Here is a 20,742-nt window from a genome sequence, read left to right as displayed (position 1 = left end):
CATTATGAATCAGAAGGTTTAGTCAACAAATAAGCTGTCGCTTATACCACATGGGGGTAGAAGGCGGCGGATAAGATCGTACCTTCAGGTATGGTCTTTCTTTTCCAAAAAATATACCCCCACTATGTATCGGAGGGATAATAAATGGCATCAACCGAAAAAACTTTGCAAATCGATGGAATGACATGTTCAGCGTGTGCAAATCGAATTGAAAAAGGTCTTTCAAAAATAGAAGGCGTCGAAAAAGCAAATGTCAACTTTGCATTGGAAAGCTCTACGATTGTTTACGATCCAGATAAAACGAATGTGAATGAGTTTAAGGAAAGAGTTGAAAAGTTAGGCTTCAATGTTGTCCAAGAAAAAGTGGACTTCGATATTTCCGGCATGACATGTGCGGCATGTGCCACGAGAATTGAGAAAAGAATTAGTAAGATGGAAGGTGTTTCTAGCGCAAACGTTAACTTTGCATTAGAAACGATTGCCGTGGAATATGACGACAAACAGGTTGAAACAGCTGACATGATGACGGCTGTTAAGAAAATGGGGTATGAATTAATTCCCAAACAAGACGGTAAAGACAAAATAGATCATAAAGAAAATGAAATTCATAAGCAACAGAGAAGATTTATTTTCTCTGCCATATTGACATTTCCATTGTTATGGTCGATGGTTGCCCATTTTGAATTTCTATCGTTCATCTATATGCCTGCTATTTTAATGAATCCATGGCTTCAACTTGCACTTGCGACACCAGTTCAATTCATTGTTGGTGGACCGTTTTACAGAAGTGCTTTTAACGCGCTGAGAAATAAAAGTGCAAACATGGATGTCTTAGTTGCACTAGGTACGAGTGCTGCATTCTTTTACAGTATTTATTTATCGGTTGAATGGATGAACGCGGGAGGCATTGGACATCCCGAGCTTTATTTTGAAGCAGCAGCAGTTATTATCACACTCATCGTACTTGGTAAGTTATTTGAAGTTCGTGCGAAGGGGAGAACGAGTCAGGCCATCCAAAAGCTTCTTGGTTTACAGGCTAAAACAGCCCGTGTTCTGAAAGACGGTATTGAAAAAGAAATACCTATTGAGGAAGTCATAACGGGAGATACAATCTTGGTGAGGCCGGGGGAGAAAATTCCGGTGGATGGAGAAATTATCGATGGCCGCTCTGCAATCGACGAATCGATGATTACAGGTGAAAGTATTCCGATTGATAAAGTTGCTGGTGACACAGTCATTGGTGCAACGATTAATAAGAATGGTTCATTGCAAATCAAAGCGACAAGAGTTGGAAAGGATTCAGCATTAGCACAAATTGTGAAAGTGGTTGAGGAAGCGCAAGGATCCAAGGCAGATATTCAGCGTTTGGCGGATCGAATATCCGGTGTTTTTGTTCCAGTTGTTGTGGTCATCGCGATTGTGACATTCTTTATTTGGTATTTTGCTGTGACACCGGGTGATTTACGTTCCGCATTAATTCCAACCATCTCAATTTTAGTTATTGCTTGCCCATGTGCACTTGGTTTGGCGACACCGACTTCAATTATGGCAGGTTCGGGTAGAGCTGCTGAAATGGGACTGCTCTTTAAAGGCGGAGAACATTTAGAAAACACGCAGTCAATTGATACCGTAGTCTTGGATAAAACGGGGACGGTTACAAAAGGTGAGCCTGCTTTAACAGATATTACAGTGACATCGGGCTTTACAGAAGAAGTAGTGCTACAGTTGATTGCAACAGCTGAAAATCAATCCGAGCATCCTTTGGCGCAAGCAATTGTTAATGGCGTAAAAGAAAAAGGTATTACACTTCTTGAAGCAACTGATTTTGAAGCTTTTCCTGGTTATGGAATTCGGGCCGAAGTAAGCGGAAAAGAAGTATTAGTTGGCACAAGAAAATTGATGAAAGAACATAAGATTGCGACCTTGGATTCAGAAACATCTATGGAGAAGCTAGAGAGTGAAGGGAAAACGGCGATGCTTATTGCTGTGGATCAAAAATTTGCCGGTGTCGTCGCGGTTGCTGATACAGTGAAGGATACATCTAAAGAAGCGATTGCGAGAATGAAAAAGCTTGGTTTGGATGTCATCATGCTTACAGGCGATAACCAACGTACCGCAGAGGCTATTGCTCGTCAAGTCGGTCTGTCAAACGTAATCGCAGAAGTATTACCGGAACAGAAAAGTGAAGAGATTAAAAAGCTTCAGGAGCAAGGCAAAAAGGTAGCGATGGTTGGAGACGGGATAAATGATGCACCCGCACTTGCGATAGCAAATATCGGGATGGCCGTTGGTACTGGAACGGATATCGCTATAGAAGCAGCTGACATTACGCTGATGCGTGGAGATTTAAATAGCGTCGCAGATGCGATTATCATGAGTAGAAAAACAATGCGGAATATTAAGCAGAACTTGTTTTTCGCATTCATTTACAATACGATCGGGATACCGATTGCAGCTATTGGTTTACTTGCACCATGGGTTGCAGGAGCCGCGATGGCATTTAGTTCGGTATCTGTTGTGTTGAATGCGTTGCGTTTACAAAAAGTTGATTTGAAGTAATGATTGAGTGAGACCTATGGAAATATGAGCACAAAACGAGCAGGATCTGGAAACTATTCCTAATCCTACTCGTTTTTTATTCTACAAATGTGTTATCAATTCATGTGACAATCAGTGTTGACTTCATATCGGCATGTCCCGCTCCACATGGAATATTACAGTAGATTGTATATTCACCCGGTTCTGTAGGAGTGAAAGATGCCTCTCCATCGCCTTTAATGTCTACATCAAGGCCATCGATTGCAATCCCGTGCATTCCTTCATCATTTTTATATATAATTTTAACCTGCTCGCCAGCCTTGACAGTGTATTCTGCTTGATCGAATTCAAAATTTTTCCCTGTAATATTGATTTCAGTACTGGCATTTGCATCTTCCGAAGAGCCGGTATTATCTACCATCCCCGATTCGTCACTTGTATCTTTTCCTCCGCAAGCGGCAAGTACAAGCAAAACACTTAATAAAATTGATGTCAATAACCATTTTTTCAAAATGAATACCTCCTATTTGTTTGGGGATTTATTTCTATCCCTCTTATACATAATGATATCTATCAAATATCCATTATCTATGGAGAAAGTAAGTCAAAGTCATGGCGATTATTAGTAAGCTGAAGTGGGAGCTCTGATATTGTGTTCACTTTCTGTTCATAAAAAAATGCTAATATAGATGTAAATGATTTAGGGGGCCGATGAATGAACAAACAAGTTAAAGTTCTTATCATTGAAGATGATCCTTACATTTGTGAGTTGATTATTTTATACGCTGAAAAAAGCGGGTATAAAGTTGATATAGCAAACGATGGGATGACGGGATTAGAAATGTTTTATGATAGTCCTCCTGATCTTGTCATTCTAGATATTATGATGCCTGAAATGGACGGTTGGGAAGTTTGCAAGGAAATACGGAGATTTGATAAAACGCCTATTATCATGTTGACCGGGAAAGGCCAAAGCTATGACAAACTTAAAGGTTTCAAGCTAGGAACGGATGATTACTTGGTGAAACCTTTTGATCCGAACGAACTGATGGCACGGATAAAAGCGGTGCTCCGGCGGGCCAATCCGATGTTCGATGCAAATGAAATCATTGAACTTCCCTTGTTAAAGATCGATTTTCAACAATACAAGGTGACTTATGAGAAACAGGAGATTGTGTTACCGCCTAAGGAAATGGAGCTGCTATATTTTCTCGCCTCATATCCAAATCAAGTATTCACACGGCAGCAGCTACTGGAAAAGATATGGGGGGTGGATTTTGAGGGTGATTCTAGAACGGTCGATGTGCATATTAAAAGGATTCGAGAAAAATTGGGGAATTCCAACGCTTATTGGAGGGTGAAAACGATAAGAGGCGTTGGATATAAATTTGAGGTGGATAACCATTGATTCGAATAAAAAGCATATTTTTGAAGCTGTTTATCACGTATATCGTCATATTAATTCTGTCACATTTCGTTCTTGCTATTGTCTCGTATTTTTTACTACAGAACAATCTAACTAACATGCATCTGAATTCAGAAGACTTTCACCAAATGAAGTATTTGTTTGTTTTGGCATCCATTATCTCTATTACCATTACAGGTTTATTTACCTACTACCTTTCCAAAAGGATTACCGCCCCACTCCGAGAAATGAATCGGGTTGCCCTCCATATCGCTAGGGGACAATTTAATCAAAGAGTTGAAATTCAAACGCGTGATGAGCTAGGAGAATTGGGGGAAACGTTCAATTACATGACTCAGGAGCTGGCCGGCTTGGATCAGATGAGAAAGGATTTAGTTGCAAATGTTTCCCACGATTTGAGATCCCCTCTTACATCGATTCATGGGTTTGTCACTGCATTTCTGGATGACACAATCCCCAACGAGCGAAAACGTCATTATTTTACGATCATGAAAGAACAAACCGAGCGAATGAGTAAGCTGGTCAATGATCTTCTCGATATGGCCCAAATAGAATCGGGACAGGTGGAAATCGAGCCTGTTATTTTTAATTTGTCGGAACTGATTCGCCAAGTAGTGGCTCGGATGGAACCTGAATTTGCAAATAAAAAACTGAATGTGGAATTGATATCTGAAGAAGCAAAAGACATATACGTATTTGCTGATCCGGATCGCATTGATCAAGTAATCGTTAATTTGATTCAAAATGCAGTACAATTTTCTACAAATGATAGTTCAGTTGAAGTGATATTGAAAAAAGAAGAACAAGCGGTGGTTTCTATTCGAGATTATGGACCGGGAATCAAGCAGGAAGACATTCAATCTATTTGGGAACGATTTTATAAAGCAGATAGAGCACGAACTAAAAAAGTAGGTACAGGACTCGGCTTGTCCATTGTTAAGCACATATTAGCCCTTCATCAAACTGACATTCAAGTGGAAAGTGAAGTAGGAAGAGGTACAACCTTTACTTTTACGCTCCCAATAGCCCAGAATAAATCAAATAGACATGAAAAAAAGTGATTTGCTGTTCATGATCCGTTCATAGAACATTGCTATACTGATTTTGCACTAAGAGACCATGAATACAATGGAGGGAGGAAATCTAAATGAAAAAGTTATTATCACGACGCGCAACAGATGAAGACACGGAGAATTACGACAAGGAATCGGCCACCAGTACACCACGGTGGGTAAAGGTGTCTATTATTACCACAATCGTACTAGTCTTACTGGTTGTCATCGTAATGTTTGCTAGCGGCGGTAAACACGGTCCTGGCCGCCATTTTCCGTCATCCAGTGACATAGAAAAAGTAGCGAAACAGCCGTGGTCATGAAACCCGGCCTACGCAAGTTCGCGCTTACTGCACATATCACTTCTTCGGTCGGTTGGCTTGGCTCGGTCGTTGGTTTCCTAGCTCTTGTCGTCGCCGCTCTCGCCAGCAAGGATGCCAAGACGGTGCATGCTGCTTGGATCGCGATGGAGTTGATTGGCTGGTTCGCCATTGTCCCGTTAGCTCTCGTTTCGTTCCTAACCGGACTTGTTATGTCATTGGGTACAAAATGGGGCTTGTTTAGGCACTATTGGGTCCTCTTCAAACTACTCCTAACCGTTATAGCCACTACCATCTTGATACTGAACATACAGACAGTGAGCATTTTAGCAGATGCTGCAAAAGAGACAGGAAGTGTCGATCCCGGGGGGTTGTGGAGCGAACTCTTACACGCTGGAGTTGGCCTAATAGTTTTGCTCGTAATCACAATACTATCGGTGTACAAGCCGCGGGGCACTACCAAGTATGGGCGGCGTAAACAACACAGTTGATAGAAAATCAATAAGTTGATTGTAATTTCTATTGGACTGCCGTATTTGAATTTGAAAATGCGGCTTTTTATTCGTTTGCTGAAATCCTACGCAGTAGTCTTTTGATTTCGCAAATCAATACAGACATAAAATACTTCAATTCACCTAATATCACATTTCTAAATTTTTCCCTTCTAGATTCCCGTAAATATGCAAAATGTTTGCATTTATTATGACAATTTACTTCATAAAGATTCTTTGTAATTTGCATATATATTTCATATTCTCTTGTTACACTAAAAAGAAATAATCTGGAAGAGGGGAAATAATTAATGGGAATAAAGATAAAGATAAAAATTATCACATTGGTGATTAGTATATTGGTTATCAGTGCTTGCAGTAATAACAATTCGAAGCCTGAAAAGGAAATGGAACATTCGACTATGGGCCAAGATATGGAAGAAATGCATCATGACATGATGGAAGGTCATATGAGTCATGATGAGGTAGTCATGTTAAATGACTCAACCGGGGAAAACGAATTGAAAATTCCATCCATGCTTGAACGTGACGATGGAGAAGGAGTTGTATACACAGTTCGAGCACAAAAAGGGAAAACTGAAATATTCGATGGCACTGAATCGATAACGTATGGTTATAACGGGCCTTTTTTGGGACCGATGCTTCGTTTTGACAAAGGTGACAAAGTTAAAATTAGAACGATTAATGAACTTGATGAAGAGACGACTTTTCATTGGCATGGGTTGGAAGTAGCGGGAGACGTTGATGGCGGTCCGCATGATGCTCTTAAACCGGGAGAAGAAAAAGTGATTGAATTTGAAGTTGCACAAGAAGCGTCAACCTTATGGTTCCATCCCCATCCAGAGGGGAAAACCGCTGAACAGGTATACAATGGGCTTGCAGGATTGATATATATCGAGGATGATAATTCGAAAAGTCTTGGATTACCAAATGATTATGGGAAGAACGATATTCCCTTGATTTTTCAAGATCGAACATTTGATGATAGAAAACAATTAAATTACAGCGCTGCAATGAATGAAGACGGGACAATCGGCGATACGTTATTGATCAACGGAACAGTCAATCCTAAGTTGAGTGTTAATAAAGAGAAAGTACGTCTCCGTTTATTAAATGGATCGAATGCGAGAAATTACACGTTTAAATTGAATACAGGGGATTCCTTCGTTCAAATCGCAACGGATGGCGGTTTTTTGAATGAACCGTTTACTTTAAAAGAAGTTACACTGACGCCTTCTGAGAGGGCGGAAATTGTTGTTGATTTTTCACAGCTTAATTCGGAAAATGACTTGGCGTTAATTAATGAAGACGGGTCTGTCCTTTTACCATTTGAGGTTTCTGATAAAAGTGGAGTGATTAGCCGGATTCCAGGAGAGATGAATGACTTTTCATTAACAGAAGAAGAGATGGATTTGCCAGTTACGAAGAAAGTAGAACTCTTTGGGATGATGGATATGGTGGAAATCAATGGAAAGAAATTTGATCCGGATAGAATTGATTTTACACAACAGCAAGGAGTTACTGAAGTCTGGGAAATTTACAATAAACCGGACATGATGGGTGGAATGATTCACCCATTCCACATTCACGGGGCGCAATTTAAAATCATATCAAGAGACGGGAAAGCGCCACCGGAAAATGAACGGGGTTGGAAGGACAGTTTTTCTATTAAACCAGATGAAAGAGTGAAAATAGCGATACAATTTAAACATAAGGGTGTGTTTATGTTCCATTGCCATATTCTTGAACATGAAGACAACGGTATGATGGGGCAGGTGAAGGTGGAATAAACTTCAGTCCAATTAGGTATGAAAATCCGTGTTATTTTGGTTACCGTTGTTGTACTTAACCAATGAAACAGCCAGCGTGTATTTGTTCACGCGCTGGCTGTTTTTCATTTCACATCAAGAATCAAACTAGAAATAAGGATTTTTTAAGGAGTTTCTTCGATATAGTTTTAAAACGTCTCTTAAGGGAAAAATATCACTGAGGCAAAATAGCAGGAGGTGAGTCCATGAATACGAAATATGAAGATTGCCTAAGAGCATGTTTGGAATGTTTAGAAGCATGTAACGTTTGTTTTGATGCATGTTTGAAAGAAGAAGATGTGAAGATGATGGCCGAATGTATCCGCTTGGACCGTGAATGTGCAGATATATGCGCGTTTGCAGCACAAGCAATTACCCGCAATAGCCCATTTACGAATCAGATTTTAGAATTATGTGCAGAAGTTTGTGAACGTTGTGCGGAGGAGTGCGCAAAACATGACCATGATCATTGCCAACGCTGTGCCGAAGCTTGCCGAAAATGTGCCGAGGCATGTCGACAAATGGTAGCTTAAACGATATGCAGAAAAGGCAACCATTAATGGAGCTGTTTCAAGAAATGAATAAAGTTTCTAGGAACAGCTTCTTTTTTGAATTATGTAGAATAAGGAGTGTAACGAATGAAAAGGCAATTACTTTTGTTAGGTATTGCGATAATTATAGGGTTAAGTGGATGCGGAAATAGTACAGGCAACGAAAAAAATCCTACCAGCAATAATGAACCTAAACAGGAAGACATGCAAATGGAGATGAATCATTCCGGCTCCGGTGAAGTCCCTGAGAACTTGAAAGTGGCAGAAAATCCAACCTATAAAGTAGGAAGCGAAGCAATCATTAAAACAGACCATATGGAAGGCATGGAAGGTGCTGTAGCAACAATTGTGGGTGCTTACGACACTATAGCTTACGCTATATCGTACACACCGCTAACTGGCGGGGAAAGAGTGGAAAACCACAAATGGGTTATTCAAGACGAGATTAAAGATGCTGGTGACAAAACTATGGAGACAGGAACTGAAGTAACCGTAGAGGCGGACCATATGAAGGGTATGAAAGGAGCAACAGCAGTAATCGATTCATCCGAAAAAACTACTGTCTATATGATTGATTACACTCCTACTACTGGCGGTGAAGAAGTTAAAAATCATAAATGGGTAACGGAAAGTGAACTTTCTGTTAAATAAAGATTAAATAAGGGATGTCCAATAATCGGAAATCTACCGACTTATTGGACATCCTCTTTTCATAAACAATTTCCGATTAACTCGCTTTCTATAGATTAGTACTTTGATCTTATTAATCGAAGAGAGTTCAATACACGATTATTATAGCGCCCACATCTGCGAAAATCGCCATCCATAACGTTAACCAACCCGGAATGACCAACAGTAGGATTAGATATGTTTAGCTGTCATATTCAAATTGACGAAGAAACAGATGAACAAGTTGTTCTTCAACAGGCTATTAATCTAAAACGTGATAATTATAAAATTGAACGTACTACGATTCAAATTGAAAAATCGAATCTATAGCATCAAGAATTGAGTATGGAATAGTGGGGAAAGCTATTTATATTGACCTTGTACTTTGGTACAGGGTTTATAATTCGTATGAGGTGAAACAAATGGAGTTTCATATTGGAGAATTGGCTGAGAAATGTAACGTTAATAAAGAAACCATTCGGTATTATGAACGATTGGGATTAATTCCGAAACCTTCTCGTACAAGGTCAGGATATCGAATATACACAGAACAAACCGTCGACCGATTAAAATTCATTAAGCGCATCCAGGAATTAGGTTTTACTTTAAATGAAATTGATAAGCTTTTAGGTGTGGTAGATCGTGATGAAGCGAAATGCCGTGATATGTATGATTTCACTGTTTATAAGATAGAGGACATTCAACGGAAAATTCATGATCTCCAAAGAATCGAACAAATGCTTATCGACCTAAAAGAAAGATGTCCCGAAAACAAAGATATTTATGAATGCCCCATTATTGAAACTTTACTAGAAATTTAAGGATGGAGGAATCGTATTGAAAAGATATCGAATTAACGTTCAAGGAATGACTTGTACAAGTTGTGAACATCATGTTTCAGTTGCCTTGGAAAATATAGGTGCAAAGTGGATTGAAGTTGATTTTCAACGTGGGGAAGCTGTATTTGAGCTTCAAAATGACGTAGAAGTTGAAGTAGCCAAAAATGCGATTGCTGAAGCAAAATATCATCCAGGTGAAGTTGAGGATTTACAAACTCAAGTAAAAGTTGATTTAGGTTGCAAAGATGATTATGACTACATCATCATTGGTTCTGGTGCAGCAGCCTTTTCATCGGCCATTGAAGCTGTGGGTTACGGTGCAAAAGTTGCGATGATTGAACGTGGAACCGTGGGAGGAACTTGCGTTAATATCGGATGCGTTCCATCCAAGACTTTGTTAAGAGCAGGAGAAATCAATCATTTAGCAATAAGTAATCCATTTACTGGATTACATACTACAGCAAAAAAGGTTGATTTAGCTTCGTTAATACAACGAAAAGATGAATTAGTAAGTTCGCTTCGAAATGAAAAATATGTGAATTTAATTGATGATTACGGTTTTAAATTAATAAATGGAGAAGCGAAATTTGTTAATGGGAATACGATTGAAGTGAACGGCAACCAAATAACTGCGAAACGATTTTTAATAGCTACAGGGGCATCTCCATACGTTCCTAATATTCCCGGACTAGACGAAGTAGAGTATTTGACAAGCACTACGTTACTTGAATTAAAGAAGGTTCCAAAGCATCTCACGGTGCTTGGTTCTGGATATATCGGATTGGAATTAGGACAATTATTTCATAATTTAGGTGCAGAAGTAACTTTGTTGCAAAGAAGCAAGCGTCTATTAAAAGAATACGATCCTGAAGTTTCAGATGCTATTACTCAGGCATTAACAGAACAGGGAATTAATTTAGTTACAGGAACAACCTATGAACGCGTAGAACAAGATGGAAACATTAAAAAAGTTTATGTAGAGATAAATGGTGAAAAGCGAATCATTGAAGCAGAACAATTGCTTATAGCAACGGGCAGAAAACCTAATACAGAATCTTTGAACTTATATGCGGCAGGTGTTGAGATTGGATCTCGTGGTGAAATCGTCATTGATGAATTCTCTAAAACAACCAATTCTCAAATTTACGCGGCTGGAGATGTAACGCTTGGTCCTCAATTTGTTTACGTAGCTGCTTATCAAGGTGGACTTGCTGCGCGTAATGCAATCGGAGGACTAAATCAAAAGGTAAATTTAGAAGTTGTTCCAGGCGTCACGTTTACTAATCCGTCGATTGCAACGGTTGGTTTAACTGAACAGCAAGCAAAAGAAAAAGGTCTTGAGGTTAAAACGTCTGTCCTGCCGTTGGATGCTGTACCAAGAGCCCTCGTTAATCTAACAACAACAGGTGTTTTTAAGTTAGTGGCAGATGCAAAAACATTAAAAGTGTTAGGGGTTCATATCGTTTCGGAAAACGCAGGAGAGGTAATCTATGCGGCAACATTAGCTGTAAAATTCGGATTGACAATTGAGGATTTACGAGAAACTCTTGCCCCTTATTTAACAATGGCGGAAGGATTGAAATTAGCAGCCCTTACGTTTGATAAAGATGTTTCCAAATTATCCTGTTGTGCTGGTTAGAAATATGAATACAAATAAAGCCGAAATTCCTAATATATTTAGGAAAGGCTATCTTATTAAAATGAAACCATCAAGACGAAAGTATTAAATATAAGGAAGTAAATCGTAAACCCGAAGCTTTTGCTAAATGATTCTATCTTTGTTAATATAAATATATATCAAATCGTTTCCTAGTCACCTTTACCACTGGTGAAAGTCGTTACACTTTTTGCATATGCAGAAAGAGATTCGACACAAACTTTCAGCCTTTGTATTCCTTGTTTAAAGGAGAGGTTAGGCAGACGTATTCGACGTCCATAAATTGCCTTTTGCATATCAGAAAAGATACGAGATACTTACGCATTTTGCGTGAAATATATTAAAACCGATTTTTCCTATCCAGGGGAGATCGGTTTTTTTGCTTTCAAATAGTTATTGAAGGGAGAGGGAAGAGAGATTATTGAAATAGTACAAATCGAGTAATTTTAAAACGCATTTACTTAGCAATCGCTAGGTGTTAAATGCGTTTTTTTATTTATCTAAAATACAAAAATAGAAAGGGTTGTTAGGTATGTCAATTAATCTTGATAATATGACAGCTGTTCAAAACAAGCAGCAAGAAGGAATTTTGGGACATTTGATGTGGTTCTCGGTAGGAAAGCAATTAGTCAAAATGGAAGATTTAGAGAAAGCACTTGTTCAATCAGGTTTGCCTGTTGAATGGATGCCGAATGCAATCCGTCCAGCCGATGCTTTCCGAAGGAGTACTAAAGAGATAGAGACTAGAAAATCTACTGGACATGCTGGGGTATTCGAGAACTTTCTTATACGTGAAGTATTTTCGGATAAGAGCCACGTGCAAAGAAACATTGTGGTGGAGACTGTGGATCAGGCTGGTAAACGTCTTAATTACAACAGTAAAGCAGGAGTAATCACACTTGATAAAAATAATAGTTCTCTGATTTTTATAACGGAGAACGAAATTGCAAAAGAGCTGTGCTTTGAAGCTGAACGTAAATTTAATATTTATAAAGACCATTATTCAGCCCAGCAAGTAAGAGTAATGGTCAATAAAATTCTACAGTCATTAGCACCCACACCTGTCCGTCCGAATGGGGGAATATACTTTGTCCCAGATTCACATACAGAAGGGTTGAATCAGCTTGTTAACTTCACGTCCTCCCTTGAGAACAGTGAAGGGTTCAAGATACCCGTTGTTAATACATTCGACAACAGGCAAATGGTGAACACGAAGCTAAATGACCATTTAGAATCTATTTTACATGATTGTAAGTCGAGTGCTGGGCTGAAAAAAGGACAAGTGAAGGAAATTATTGAAAATGCGAAGTCTGTAATTGCAAACTATCGTAATTACAAAGACGTTGTCGCTAATGAAGCGGATACACTAGAAAATAAAATTATGACGATTCGTGCTGCAGTTTCGAAAATGGTTGCGGATCTTTAAAAGAATTGGAATGGAGAGATTGACATGACTGAGTTTTATCAAACGATAATGGGAAGAAAATTCTATGATAGAGATGTTGTTGATTGTGTGCAACATGTTAAGAAGATTGCTCAAGAACTCGAACGTTCAAATGAATTAAAAGAACAAGAGTTGCAGCTAAGAATGCGGGAGCTATCGATAAAAGAACAAGAATTGTTTGTTCTTTCAGCAAAAAACTAAAGAGGGTTCATATAAAGGGGAGTTCGGCTGTAAATAAAAAAACCGGCTTCCTTTTTCTATTTATATTAAAAAACAAAGGGGTTTTACAAAATGACTAACACAAATTTTGCAAAGTTAGAGGAAATAAAAAATGCACTCAATGCAAAGTTTTTTGAGCGTGAAAAAGAAGTTGAAGGGATTCTTGTTGCTCTACTTTCAAGGCAGCATATGCTTATGATTGGGCCTGCTGGAACCGCGAAGTCCGCATTGTCGGTCGAATTAGCAAAAATCGTACAGGGAACGGAATACTTCCAGTGGTTGCTGACAAGATTTAGTACTCCCGAAGAAGTATTTGGCCCGTTGTCGTTAAGGGACCTTGAACAAGGCGTGTACAAGCGGAATACCGCAACTAAAATGCCGGAAGCCAATCTTGTATTTCTAGATGAGATATTTAAAGCCAATTCAGCAATCTTGAATAGTTTACTAACACTTATAAATGAAAGGCTCTTCTATAATAATGGAACGCCGGTAAAGGTTCCCTTGATGTCAGTCATTGGGGCTTCGAACGAATACCCGGAAGAGGGAGAGGGACTTGAAGCACTTTTCGATAGGTTCTTACTTAGGTTCGAATTAGATTACATTGCAGATGGAATGAATTTTGTTTCCATGATGAAGGGTACCGGTCAAAATCAGGTTATGCCCTCCATGACGATGGATGAATTGGTTCAACTACAGTTTTTTACTGACATGGTTACAATTCCTGACGAAGTATATGAAACTCTTTCAAAAATCCGTAATGAATTGCGTGATGAAGGAATCCGTCCGTCTGACAGGCGGTTTAAACAGTCACTTTCGGTTCTTCAAGCGAAAGCATTGATAAACCAAAGGCAAGTAGTAAAAGTTGATGATATTGTCATCCTTGAAAATGCCCTTTGGGAAACAGTGGATCAAAAAGATAACGTTTCCCTGATTGTTCGCAGTCATGCACAGGATGTGGTTACTCGAAAACTTGATATGATTCGGGAAGAGGCAAGTGAAGTATTTTCTTCGATGCAGAAGGATGCTTCTACTGATGCTGGTATGGAAGCTACCCAAAAATTGAAATCGTTAGTTGCTGATTTAAATAAGTTGAAAAAGCATAATCAAAGTAGAGATGCGGATATTGACTCTTTACTTGATAAAGTGAAAGCGATGCAACAAGAAATACTTGACAGTATTTTGGAGCCGATGGATTTTGGCACCACAAATGAAAAGTCAACAGTACAAATACCATTTTAAAAATACATTGACGGAGGTTATTGCAATGCCAGGGAATTAATCCTTGGCATTTCTTTGTTATAAAAAATTGAAAGGGAGTGTTTTATTTGAAACCAATAAGAGTAAAAGATGAAAATCATTCTGTTTTAAATACAGATACATTCGATAAAAGACGTTTCAAAGAAATTTATAATATGTCGCAAGGACTTCAAAAGTTAAGCATTGATGGGGAACTTCCTGAGTTTGAACCGTTACTCGGTGACATATGGGCTTCTTTATACAAGATGAAACCCGAATTGACCGAAGATGAAATTCCTGATGATTTGCAAGTTAACAAATCGTTTATGGAGAAAATCATGAATGATGATTCGTTTGGAACCTATCGAAAATTTACTCGATTGGATGACATATCTTCAGCCATCGGAACTGTGAAATTCGGGGAGAAAACGAATGAATGGTTAATTGAACAAAAAGAAAGAGACGAAAGCTTAAAAAAACAAATGCAAGAGATTCAGGCGATGAAAAGACAGCTTCAAAAGCAGGAACAAAAAAATGGGGCTAGAAATGGTAACGGGAAGCTAGAAGAAGACTTAACAGCAGCAATATCAGACTTGGCCGGCCAACTTCAAGAGACGTTACAGAACAACAGTCATAGCTTTTCGCAAGCGATGGAAAAAGCTATGCAGGAAACGAAGCAGACGAAAGATAGCTTGAAATCATTACTTGGGGGCACGAGTGCCGGTAGTGGTGATGCAGAACTGAAAAAAGTTCCTATACGGGATCAAATTTCATTAGCTGAAAAAATTGCATCAAATAAACAGATGAAAGAAATTGCAGATTGGGCTGGTCGATTTAAACAGATAGCCCGTAAAAAGCAAAAGTCTAAGCATAATGATTCAATGGAAAGAAGTGGGGTTACGTTAGGAAATGATATTGAGCGACTGCTACCGATGGAATTGGGCTTATACACGCACTCAATATCGAAGAATGACTTCTTACGTCGATTTGTAGAAGGCCAGACGATGATGTATGAGCAGAAAGGGCAAGAGGTATTGGGGAAAGGTCCAATCATACTTTGTCTGGATCAGTCAGGCAGTATGAACAAGCTAGATACTCAATCCAAGGGATTTACATTAGCCCTCATGTCAATTGCAAGAAAACAAAGAAGAGATTTTTGTTTGATATTGTTCTCTACTCGTACACAAATCTTTAGATATGAAAGAGGAAAAATAAAAAGTACGGATATGATCAATTTAGCACAAACTTTCCTTGGTGGAGGTACGGACTTTGCACTTTCTCTTGACGGGGCATTGAAAGTAATAAACGAAAGTCGTTTTAAACAGGCGGACTTAGTTTTCGTTACTGATGGTGAAGACCGACTAAAAAATTCGTTTTTAGAAGCATTCAATAAAAAGAAAAAAGAAAAGGAATTTAATGTACTATCTCTAGTAATAGGAATTAACACAAAAACTGTAGAGCAGTTTTCAGACAGGGTAGTTCATATTAAGGATTTTGATGATACAGGAAGTTTTACTGCTTTTGAAATATAGAGTAAATGCTAGAAGCAACAGTGTAAATAGCACCCAAAAAAGCTCAGACTTAAATCTGAGCTTTTTGTTAAGGCTATCGAGTTACTTTTTGTTCCACAACAATCGCGCCCGTTTAAGTAAGCTTATTCACAAACCGTTAATATTCAGAGGTTTGTTTTTATAATTTTATTTCACGGTCGTTACTCAAATTTCTCCAAGTTCTTGCAATTCTTCATATCCTTCTACAAAATAATCTCGGTCTTTTAAGCAAACAACTTTCTTTTCTGGACCTTCAGGTAACTCAACTTCACTAAGGAGTTCACCACATGTAAAACAATTACCCAAATACTTCTTCAAGTGGGATTACATTCTCATCAGTATATTTTAAGTATTTTTCAATGTCGGCTTCACTAAAGCTTTTCATGTAATTCTCCTTTCTTTTTAAAAAAATAGTTTAGTAAATCAGCAATTCTGGCCCGTTTGTGGAAATGCCCTTTTACAAAGACATCTTTACTTCACCATTACACATACTTAGCAGATATTCTCCCATTTTTTCTTCAGTACGATTCTTCAAATCTTCACTCGAATATTTCTCGAACTCCTCGAATGCCCCACTTGATAATATGAATTCGGTAAACTCTTTGTTGTTGTTACGTTTAATCAGTTGTATGTTATTTCGCATTAGATAAAAATTTGTTTTCTTTAAATCAGTCCGAACACTTTTCAACGCCTGTTCAATCATTTTTGTATATGGTCGCTTAAATTTAAGTTGAGTTTATTCTATGGTAAGCATATCTTTTTCGAGGATTGTGATTAACATTGGTAAATATATTGTGTTATTAAAATGCTTCAACGCAACCGCCGGAATAAATGTCATTTGTTAACCTTACATTCTTTTTATAACGACTACAAAAATAACTATATCATTATTTTCTATTAATGGTAGCATATAAATTATTAAAGGTTTTGAATACATAATAAATGAAAAGGAGTGTAGATAACCAAATGCAAGTTTATCAGAGTGACGACAAATTCGTGTTGGCCGTCGAAGGAGGACAGTTCCGCGAATTCGATAGTGTACCAAAAGCAATAATCACCAACAATAGACCTGTACCTACAAGAATGTGGCTAACGCCAGAAGAAAAAGATATTGATCCATTTAAAGATACTTTCTGGCTATACAACTATGAGTTTCGAGAGTTTTTGTGTGACGATAATTTGATACATATTTTAAAGATTGATTATACACGGGAAAAACCTTCCTACGCTGCCGGTGAAGCAACCTTCTTTTTAGACGCCGAATATGTACACGATAAGATCGAAGAGCTACGCGGGAGAAGAATGTTAGCAGAGTACCACTGGGATGCAAATGTCCCGACCTGGATTGAAATTGAACGAGGATTTAAGTATGACGATGAAGATGAAGAAGAGGATGACGAGGAATATCAATAAAAAAGGCGACCGCTCATAAGTAAATGAGTGGTCGTCTTGGTCGTCTTTTAAAATCAATTATTACAATTCATGTCTTTCGCATGGTTCATTAGTTCACTAGTCGGACTAAATATGTGCTTAGACACTAAAGTAATTACAGCGAATAAATTTGCAAAATTAACAGTTATGATAGCAAAAGTTATTATCAGGAATAGATATCTTCTCCAAAAGGTGCTCCCGCTGTCATAAATCAGAGTATATGCACTTTTGTTAAATACCGTACAATTTTAGTGAGAGCCTTTTGATTCTTTCGATTGCAACCTTTATTATAGAAGGAACAGATCTTATCGGAAGAGGTGGCGAACATGGCGATTATAATACCTTTTAAAACTAGACAGCAACTAGAAACAGAAAATGCGGTTAAAGTTATTCGTGAGTGGGAAACCCATTTAGAATGGGAAGAAGCGAATTGGCACCATATAGTAGAAAAAGAAGTGGAAGAAGAACTGGGTTTGTCGCAAAATGATATTGATTGGTTAAATGAGTGGGTGAAGAAAAATGATCAGCATTGAAGTTGAAGTTGATCAAGAAAAGCTAAAAGAGCTATACCTTCAGGAAATAGATGAACATTTAAAAGAACTTGAATCAGAAGTGTTTTTCATGAATTCCAAGCAACTAGCGATATATTTGAATATGTCGTGGAATAATATTGTAACCCATATTTTATATGATGAAGAATTTCCAAAGATACGCCTAGGGAGCAAGTGGTTATTTCAGAAAAAAGAAGTCGGTAAATATATGGAGAAGTATTATAATGAGGTTCGTAAAAATGGTGGGAGTATCGTAAATTATAAACGGAAGTAAGTCCGTGAATTTACACTATGAAATTATTATACACAAATTATACACAAGAAAAGAACTAACCCTTGTCAATACAAGGGTTAGGGGATGTTATTATATGCCCGCCGAGGGCGTAATTACAATGAATTTGTATAAGTTAAGATAGGGAAAAGCGCTTGTAAACTTTGTTATAACGAAGTTTACAAGTGCTTTTTTATATTTGGGAATCCGATTGAATACGGTGGTAAATGAAATGTTATACACAGAATATACACAAACCCACCCTAATCCTTTCTTCATTTCTGTAAATGTCAATACTGTATTTAAAGTATGTGCGTAATGCCTCATTGTTGTATCGATTGTCCGATGACCTAATCTTTCTGAAGCAAAATCAATTGAAATCCCTTGTACAACGGATTTGACCTTTCATGAGTTTACAGCTATTTTTTTTTTTGAAATGAAGCCACTTTAATTCTATCCTTTCTATAAGAAAATTATAATCTAGCCAAAAAACAAACTTCCCGATTCTCTAACCACTTTTCCAATCTTACATCCGCAAAGGTATGTTCAACGTTGAATAGAGTTGCAATAAGTCCAACTGCTTCGCATCTAAGCTGCGGTAATTCCAAATGATTCAACAAATGAAATGCAAACTGTTCTGCTTGCCACCCTTGATACTTGCGAAATGGATCGTTCATTGAGAACTGGTATCCCTCATGGTTCAAACTGTGAGCCAGCTCATGTGCAAAATCCTGCCAAATCTCTTGTTTTGTTTGATTCATATTAAGAAAAATACAGAGAGCCCTCCCATTAATCATAAGGGTGTGTTTATGTTCCATTGTCATATTCTTGAACATGAAGACAACGGCATGATGGGACAGGTGAAAGTGGAATAAAACGCGATAATTATAAAACTGAACGTACTACGATTAAAATTAAAAAATCGAATCTATAGCATCAAGAATTGAGTATTAAAATTCATGATCTCCAAAGAATCGAACAAATGCTTATCGACCTAAAAGAAAGATATCCCGAAAACAAAGATATTTATGAATGCCCCATTATTGAAACTTTACTAGAAATTTAAGAATGGAGGAATCGTATTGAAAAGATATCGAATTAACGTTCAAGGAATGACTTCACCTGTATGATATTTTGCTTCAGCAATCGCATTTTTGGCTAATTCAACTTCTACGTCATTTTGCGGAAAGAAGAAGCTGAATTACAATCCAGCTTCTTCAACTTTCATTTTAGTTTACCCATGCTGCGCCAACAATAATTAATAGGATAAACAATACAACAATCAATGCAAATCCACTTCGTCCATAACCCTGACTCATACTTATCGCCCTCCTTTGATTAAATTAAGTAAGCTTACTTACTATTAAGTTATTCTTGCAAAACGAAGAGGATAGGGACAAGCGTATTGAGTCATTCGTAGAAATTTACAGAATCGCTTTAAATAAGATAACATTATAAGGGGGGGGCGCAGGTGCGTGTCCAATATTGTAAGAAATCGGAAAATGGTTATGGTATTTGTCCAAACCAAGTCCGTCAAGCTGTACAAAAAAAGTCTTATACCTCTGAAAGTTGCTTATGATGTCTGTTACATTCAACTGGGTCAGACTTAAACTGAATCCCCGTATACAGAACGGTACGTACGATGGTGTGAGAGACCGAGGAGATTAATCACTCGTCCCTATTCGATTGAACTTTATCTTCATCACTATCGATATATAAACTTGAGATAAATAGAGCAATCTTTGTAAGTTTCTCCGTATCCAACTCAAGATTTTCCAAAATACTAAGTGATTTTGGTGGTCGAGATGGGGACGGTATTGGATCTTTTTTCATCTCAAATAAAATTTCATTCAATAGTTGTTCTTGCTGTTCTATCTGCTGGTGTAAACGCTTTAATGTTCTTAATATTCGTCTTTCTACTTCTGTTTTTTCAGACATTTTCTCCCTCCTTTATTTTTAATAAACTGTCGTTAAAAGACAATCTAAAGTATGTTATGCTTACCGTCAATTCAATGCTTGGACAAATATTACTAATTGGCCTTTATTACCAGAATACTTTGAATGGGATGTATGCAAAAGCCAGTGTGAGAGTTAGAAGGTGATTTTTCCCCTACAGTAGTTTTATTTCATTTGTAGGGGAAAATATAGAGGGGTCGGATGAGGAAAAGTGGTTACCTTTCTAAGAAAAAATCTAATGGTAAGGTTTATATTTATTTGAGAAGGTTATTCCGGGGGTATGATTGCTTTGATAAAAAACATAATTAACCAAACAATAATGTAAGCAAAGAAAAATGATTACCATAGAAGTTGATCGAAAAAAGCTAAAAGAGCTCTACCTTCAGAAAATAGATGAACATTTAAAAGAACTTGAATCAGAAGTGTTTTTCATGAATTCAAAGCAATTAGGGACATATTTAAATATGTCGTGGAATACGATTGTAATCCATCTTTTACATGATGAAGAATTTCCAAAGATACGCCTAGGGAGCAAGTGGCTGTTTCATAAAAAAGAGGTCGGTAAATATATGGAGAAGTATTATAATGAGGTTCGTAAAAATGGCGGGAGTATCGTAAATTATAATCGGAAGTGATGCTGGAAATTTACACTATGAAATTATTATACACAAATTATCCACGAGAAAAGAACTAACCCTTGTCGGTACAAGGG

Annotated in this window: 23 protein-coding genes and 2 pseudogenes; 20 read left to right on the top strand and 5 right to left on the bottom strand. The window is 37.7% G+C overall.

Annotated features, from left to right (window positions below; genetic code table 11):
• Positions 1 to 144 precede the first annotated feature (144 nt).
• A complete protein-coding gene (locus JSQ81_RS07485; RefSeq protein WP_212607035.1) occupies positions 145 to 2,559 on the top strand; it encodes a heavy metal translocating P-type ATPase in 2,415 nt (804 codons plus the stop codon).
• A gap of 100 nt (positions 2,560 to 2,659) precedes the next feature.
• Here the strand turns inward: JSQ81_RS07485 and JSQ81_RS07480 are convergent, their stop codons facing one another.
• Positions 2,660 to 3,049, bottom strand: a complete 390-nt coding sequence (locus tag JSQ81_RS07480) for a cupredoxin domain-containing protein (protein WP_212607034.1) — start codon at positions 3,047 to 3,049, stop codon at positions 2,660 to 2,662.
• Positions 3,050 to 3,253: 204 nt separating this feature from the next.
• Here JSQ81_RS07480 and JSQ81_RS07475 point away from each other — a divergent pair, with 204 nt between their 5' ends.
• The 13 genes from JSQ81_RS07475 to JSQ81_RS07415 all read left to right on the top strand — a co-directional run bounded on the left by JSQ81_RS07475 (position 3,254) and on the right by JSQ81_RS07415 (position 15,803).
• On the top strand, positions 3,254 to 3,946 hold the full coding sequence (locus tag JSQ81_RS07475) for a response regulator transcription factor (protein ID WP_212607033.1): 693 nt from the start codon (positions 3,254 to 3,256) through the stop codon (positions 3,944 to 3,946).
• A complete protein-coding gene (locus JSQ81_RS07470) occupies positions 3,943 to 5,025 on the top strand; it encodes a sensor histidine kinase (protein WP_212607032.1) in 1,083 nt (360 codons plus the stop codon). Before JSQ81_RS07475 ends, JSQ81_RS07470 begins: the two co-directional genes overlap by 4 nt.
• A gap of 86 nt (positions 5,026 to 5,111) precedes the next feature.
• Positions 5,112 to 5,339 carry a hypothetical protein gene (locus JSQ81_RS07465; RefSeq protein WP_212607031.1) on the top strand — a complete coding sequence of 76 codons (228 nt, stop codon included), beginning with the start codon at positions 5,112 to 5,114 and terminating at the stop codon, positions 5,337 to 5,339.
• A 799-nt stretch (positions 5,340 to 6,138) separates the two neighbouring features.
• Positions 6,139 to 7,638, top strand: a complete 1,500-nt coding sequence (locus JSQ81_RS07460; protein ID WP_212607030.1) for a multicopper oxidase family protein — start codon at positions 6,139 to 6,141, stop codon at positions 7,636 to 7,638.
• A gap of 224 nt (positions 7,639 to 7,862) precedes the next feature.
• Positions 7,863 to 8,189, top strand: a complete 327-nt coding sequence (locus JSQ81_RS07455; RefSeq protein WP_212607029.1) for a four-helix bundle copper-binding protein — start codon at positions 7,863 to 7,865, stop codon at positions 8,187 to 8,189.
• 105 nt (positions 8,190 to 8,294) lie between these two features.
• Positions 8,295 to 8,858 (top strand): YdhK family protein, encoded by a 564-nt coding sequence (locus tag JSQ81_RS07450; RefSeq protein WP_212607028.1) that lies wholly within the window; start codon positions 8,295 to 8,297, stop codon positions 8,856 to 8,858.
• A 216-nt stretch (positions 8,859 to 9,074) separates the two neighbouring features.
• A complete protein-coding gene (locus JSQ81_RS20115) occupies positions 9,075 to 9,206 on the top strand; it encodes a hypothetical protein (RefSeq protein ID WP_256437730.1) in 132 nt (43 codons plus the stop codon).
• A gap of 92 nt (positions 9,207 to 9,298) precedes the next feature.
• Positions 9,299 to 9,697 (top strand): mercury resistance transcriptional regulator MerR1, encoded by a 399-nt coding sequence (gene merR1, locus JSQ81_RS07440; protein WP_212607027.1) that lies wholly within the window; start codon positions 9,299 to 9,301, stop codon positions 9,695 to 9,697.
• Positions 9,698 to 9,713: 16 nt separating this feature from the next.
• On the top strand, positions 9,714 to 11,354 hold the full coding sequence (gene merA / locus JSQ81_RS07435; protein WP_212607026.1) for a mercury(II) reductase: 1,641 nt from the start codon (positions 9,714 to 9,716) through the stop codon (positions 11,352 to 11,354).
• Between the two features lie 550 nt (positions 11,355 to 11,904).
• Positions 11,905 to 12,798, top strand: a complete 894-nt coding sequence (locus JSQ81_RS07430) for a DUF6744 family protein (protein WP_212607025.1) — start codon at positions 11,905 to 11,907, stop codon at positions 12,796 to 12,798.
• 24 nt (positions 12,799 to 12,822) lie between these two features.
• On the top strand, positions 12,823 to 13,017 hold the full coding sequence (locus tag JSQ81_RS07425; protein WP_212607024.1) for a hypothetical protein: 195 nt from the start codon (positions 12,823 to 12,825) through the stop codon (positions 13,015 to 13,017).
• A 90-nt stretch (positions 13,018 to 13,107) separates the two neighbouring features.
• Positions 13,108 to 14,274, top strand: coding sequence for an AAA family ATPase (locus JSQ81_RS07420; RefSeq protein WP_212607023.1), 1,167 nt, complete (start codon positions 13,108 to 13,110; stop codon positions 14,272 to 14,274).
• 77 nt (positions 14,275 to 14,351) lie between these two features.
• Positions 14,352 to 15,803, top strand: coding sequence for a vWA domain-containing protein (locus JSQ81_RS07415; RefSeq protein ID WP_212607022.1), 1,452 nt, complete (start codon positions 14,352 to 14,354; stop codon positions 15,801 to 15,803).
• A 183-nt stretch (positions 15,804 to 15,986) separates the two neighbouring features.
• On the opposite strand, the gene JSQ81_RS07410 is transcribed toward JSQ81_RS07415, so the two are convergent.
• Positions 15,987 to 16,139, bottom strand: coding sequence for a hypothetical protein (locus JSQ81_RS07410; protein WP_212607021.1), 153 nt, complete (start codon positions 16,137 to 16,139; stop codon positions 15,987 to 15,989).
• A 648-nt stretch (positions 16,140 to 16,787) separates the two neighbouring features.
• Between JSQ81_RS07410 and JSQ81_RS07405 the strand changes: the two genes are divergently transcribed.
• The 3 genes from JSQ81_RS07405 (at position 16,788) to JSQ81_RS07395 (ending at position 18,077) form a co-directional block, all read left to right on the top strand.
• The gene (locus tag JSQ81_RS07405; RefSeq protein ID WP_212607020.1) at positions 16,788 to 17,234 is read left to right on the top strand and encodes a hypothetical protein; all 447 of its coding nucleotides are present in this window, start codon (positions 16,788 to 16,790) and stop codon (positions 17,232 to 17,234) included.
• A 344-nt stretch (positions 17,235 to 17,578) separates the two neighbouring features.
• On the top strand, positions 17,579 to 17,785 hold the full coding sequence (locus JSQ81_RS07400; protein WP_212607019.1) for a hypothetical protein: 207 nt from the start codon (positions 17,579 to 17,581) through the stop codon (positions 17,783 to 17,785).
• On the top strand, positions 17,772 to 18,077 hold the full coding sequence (locus JSQ81_RS07395; RefSeq protein ID WP_212607018.1) for a hypothetical protein: 306 nt from the start codon (positions 17,772 to 17,774) through the stop codon (positions 18,075 to 18,077). The genes JSQ81_RS07400 and JSQ81_RS07395 overlap by 14 nt, the downstream gene beginning before the upstream one ends.
• A gap of 470 nt (positions 18,078 to 18,547) precedes the next feature.
• Here the strand turns inward: JSQ81_RS07395 and JSQ81_RS07390 are convergent, their stop codons facing one another.
• The gene (locus JSQ81_RS07390; protein ID WP_249336670.1) at positions 18,548 to 18,871 is read right to left on the bottom strand and encodes an ImmA/IrrE family metallo-endopeptidase; all 324 of its coding nucleotides are present in this window, start codon (positions 18,869 to 18,871) and stop codon (positions 18,548 to 18,550) included.
• Here JSQ81_RS07390 and JSQ81_RS07385 point away from each other — a divergent pair.
• Both JSQ81_RS07385 and JSQ81_RS07380 read left to right on the top strand, forming a co-directional pair.
• Positions 18,869 to 18,949: pseudogene (locus tag JSQ81_RS07385) on the top strand (multicopper oxidase domain-containing protein); the annotation flags it as partial. The gene JSQ81_RS07390 and the pseudogene JSQ81_RS07385 overlap by 3 nt on opposite strands.
• 77 nt (positions 18,950 to 19,026) lie before the next feature.
• Positions 19,027 to 19,140 (top strand): annotated as a pseudogene (locus JSQ81_RS07380) (Hg(II)-responsive transcriptional regulator); the annotation flags it as partial.
• Positions 19,141 to 19,303: 163 nt separating this feature from the next.
• Here JSQ81_RS07380 and JSQ81_RS07375 read toward each other — a convergent pair.
• Both JSQ81_RS07375 and JSQ81_RS07370 read right to left on the bottom strand, forming a co-directional pair.
• A complete protein-coding gene (locus JSQ81_RS07375) occupies positions 19,304 to 19,393 on the bottom strand; it encodes a YjcZ family sporulation protein (protein ID WP_212607016.1) in 90 nt (29 codons plus the stop codon).
• Between the two features lie 349 nt (positions 19,394 to 19,742).
• Positions 19,743 to 20,012, bottom strand: a complete 270-nt coding sequence (locus JSQ81_RS07370; RefSeq protein ID WP_212607015.1) for a hypothetical protein — start codon at positions 20,010 to 20,012, stop codon at positions 19,743 to 19,745.
• A gap of 353 nt (positions 20,013 to 20,365) precedes the next feature.
• Here JSQ81_RS07370 and JSQ81_RS07365 point away from each other — a divergent pair, with 353 nt between their 5' ends.
• On the top strand, positions 20,366 to 20,665 hold the full coding sequence (locus JSQ81_RS07365) for a helix-turn-helix domain-containing protein (RefSeq protein ID WP_212607014.1): 300 nt from the start codon (positions 20,366 to 20,368) through the stop codon (positions 20,663 to 20,665).
• Positions 20,666 to 20,742: the final 77 nt, after the last annotated feature.

The sequence above is a fragment of the Sporosarcina sp. Marseille-Q4063 genome (genome assembly GCF_018309085.1).
Classification (GTDB): domain Bacteria; phylum Bacillota; class Bacilli; order Bacillales_A; family Planococcaceae; genus Sporosarcina.
Note: the sequence above shows the minus strand (reverse complement) of the source record. Positions and strands in the feature narration are given on the sequence as shown.

Excerpts from the sequence above, each read along its gene's own strand:
- JSQ81_RS07485 (WP_212607035.1), top strand. The coding sequence starts at position 145 with ATGGCATCAACCGAAAAAACTTTGCAAATCGATGGAATGACATGTTCA.
- JSQ81_RS07475 (WP_212607033.1), top strand. The coding sequence starts at position 3,254 with ATGAACAAACAAGTTAAAGTTCTTATCATTGAAGATGATCCTTACATT.
- JSQ81_RS07465 (WP_212607031.1), top strand. The coding sequence starts at position 5,112 with ATGAAAAAGTTATTATCACGACGCGCAACAGATGAAGACACGGAGAAT.
- JSQ81_RS07460 (WP_212607030.1), top strand. The coding sequence starts at position 6,139 with ATGGGAATAAAGATAAAGATAAAAATTATCACATTGGTGATTAGTATA.
- JSQ81_RS07455 (WP_212607029.1), top strand. The coding sequence starts at position 7,863 with ATGAATACGAAATATGAAGATTGCCTAAGAGCATGTTTGGAATGTTTA.
- JSQ81_RS07450 (WP_212607028.1), top strand. The coding sequence starts at position 8,295 with ATGAAAAGGCAATTACTTTTGTTAGGTATTGCGATAATTATAGGGTTA.
- JSQ81_RS20115 (WP_256437730.1), top strand. The coding sequence starts at position 9,075 with ATGTTTAGCTGTCATATTCAAATTGACGAAGAAACAGATGAACAAGTT.
- merR1 (WP_212607027.1), top strand. The coding sequence starts at position 9,299 with ATGGAGTTTCATATTGGAGAATTGGCTGAGAAATGTAACGTTAATAAA.
- JSQ81_RS07430 (WP_212607025.1), top strand. The coding sequence starts at position 11,905 with ATGTCAATTAATCTTGATAATATGACAGCTGTTCAAAACAAGCAGCAA.
- JSQ81_RS07425 (WP_212607024.1), top strand. The coding sequence starts at position 12,823 with ATGACTGAGTTTTATCAAACGATAATGGGAAGAAAATTCTATGATAGA.
- JSQ81_RS07420 (WP_212607023.1), top strand. The coding sequence starts at position 13,108 with ATGACTAACACAAATTTTGCAAAGTTAGAGGAAATAAAAAATGCACTC.
- JSQ81_RS07405 (WP_212607020.1), top strand. The coding sequence starts at position 16,788 with ATGCAAGTTTATCAGAGTGACGACAAATTCGTGTTGGCCGTCGAAGGA.
- JSQ81_RS07400 (WP_212607019.1), top strand. The coding sequence starts at position 17,579 with ATGGCGATTATAATACCTTTTAAAACTAGACAGCAACTAGAAACAGAA.
- JSQ81_RS07395 (WP_212607018.1), top strand. The coding sequence starts at position 17,772 with ATGATCAGCATTGAAGTTGAAGTTGATCAAGAAAAGCTAAAAGAGCTA.
- JSQ81_RS07390 (WP_249336670.1), bottom strand. The coding sequence starts at position 18,871 with ATGATTAATGGGAGGGCTCTCTGTATTTTTCTTAATATGAATCAAACA.
- JSQ81_RS07375 (WP_212607016.1), bottom strand. The coding sequence starts at position 19,393 with ATGAGTCAGGGTTATGGACGAAGTGGATTTGCATTGATTGTTGTATTG.
- JSQ81_RS07370 (WP_212607015.1), bottom strand. The coding sequence starts at position 20,012 with ATGTCTGAAAAAACAGAAGTAGAAAGACGAATATTAAGAACATTAAAG.
- JSQ81_RS07365 (WP_212607014.1), top strand. The coding sequence starts at position 20,366 with ATGATTACCATAGAAGTTGATCGAAAAAAGCTAAAAGAGCTCTACCTT.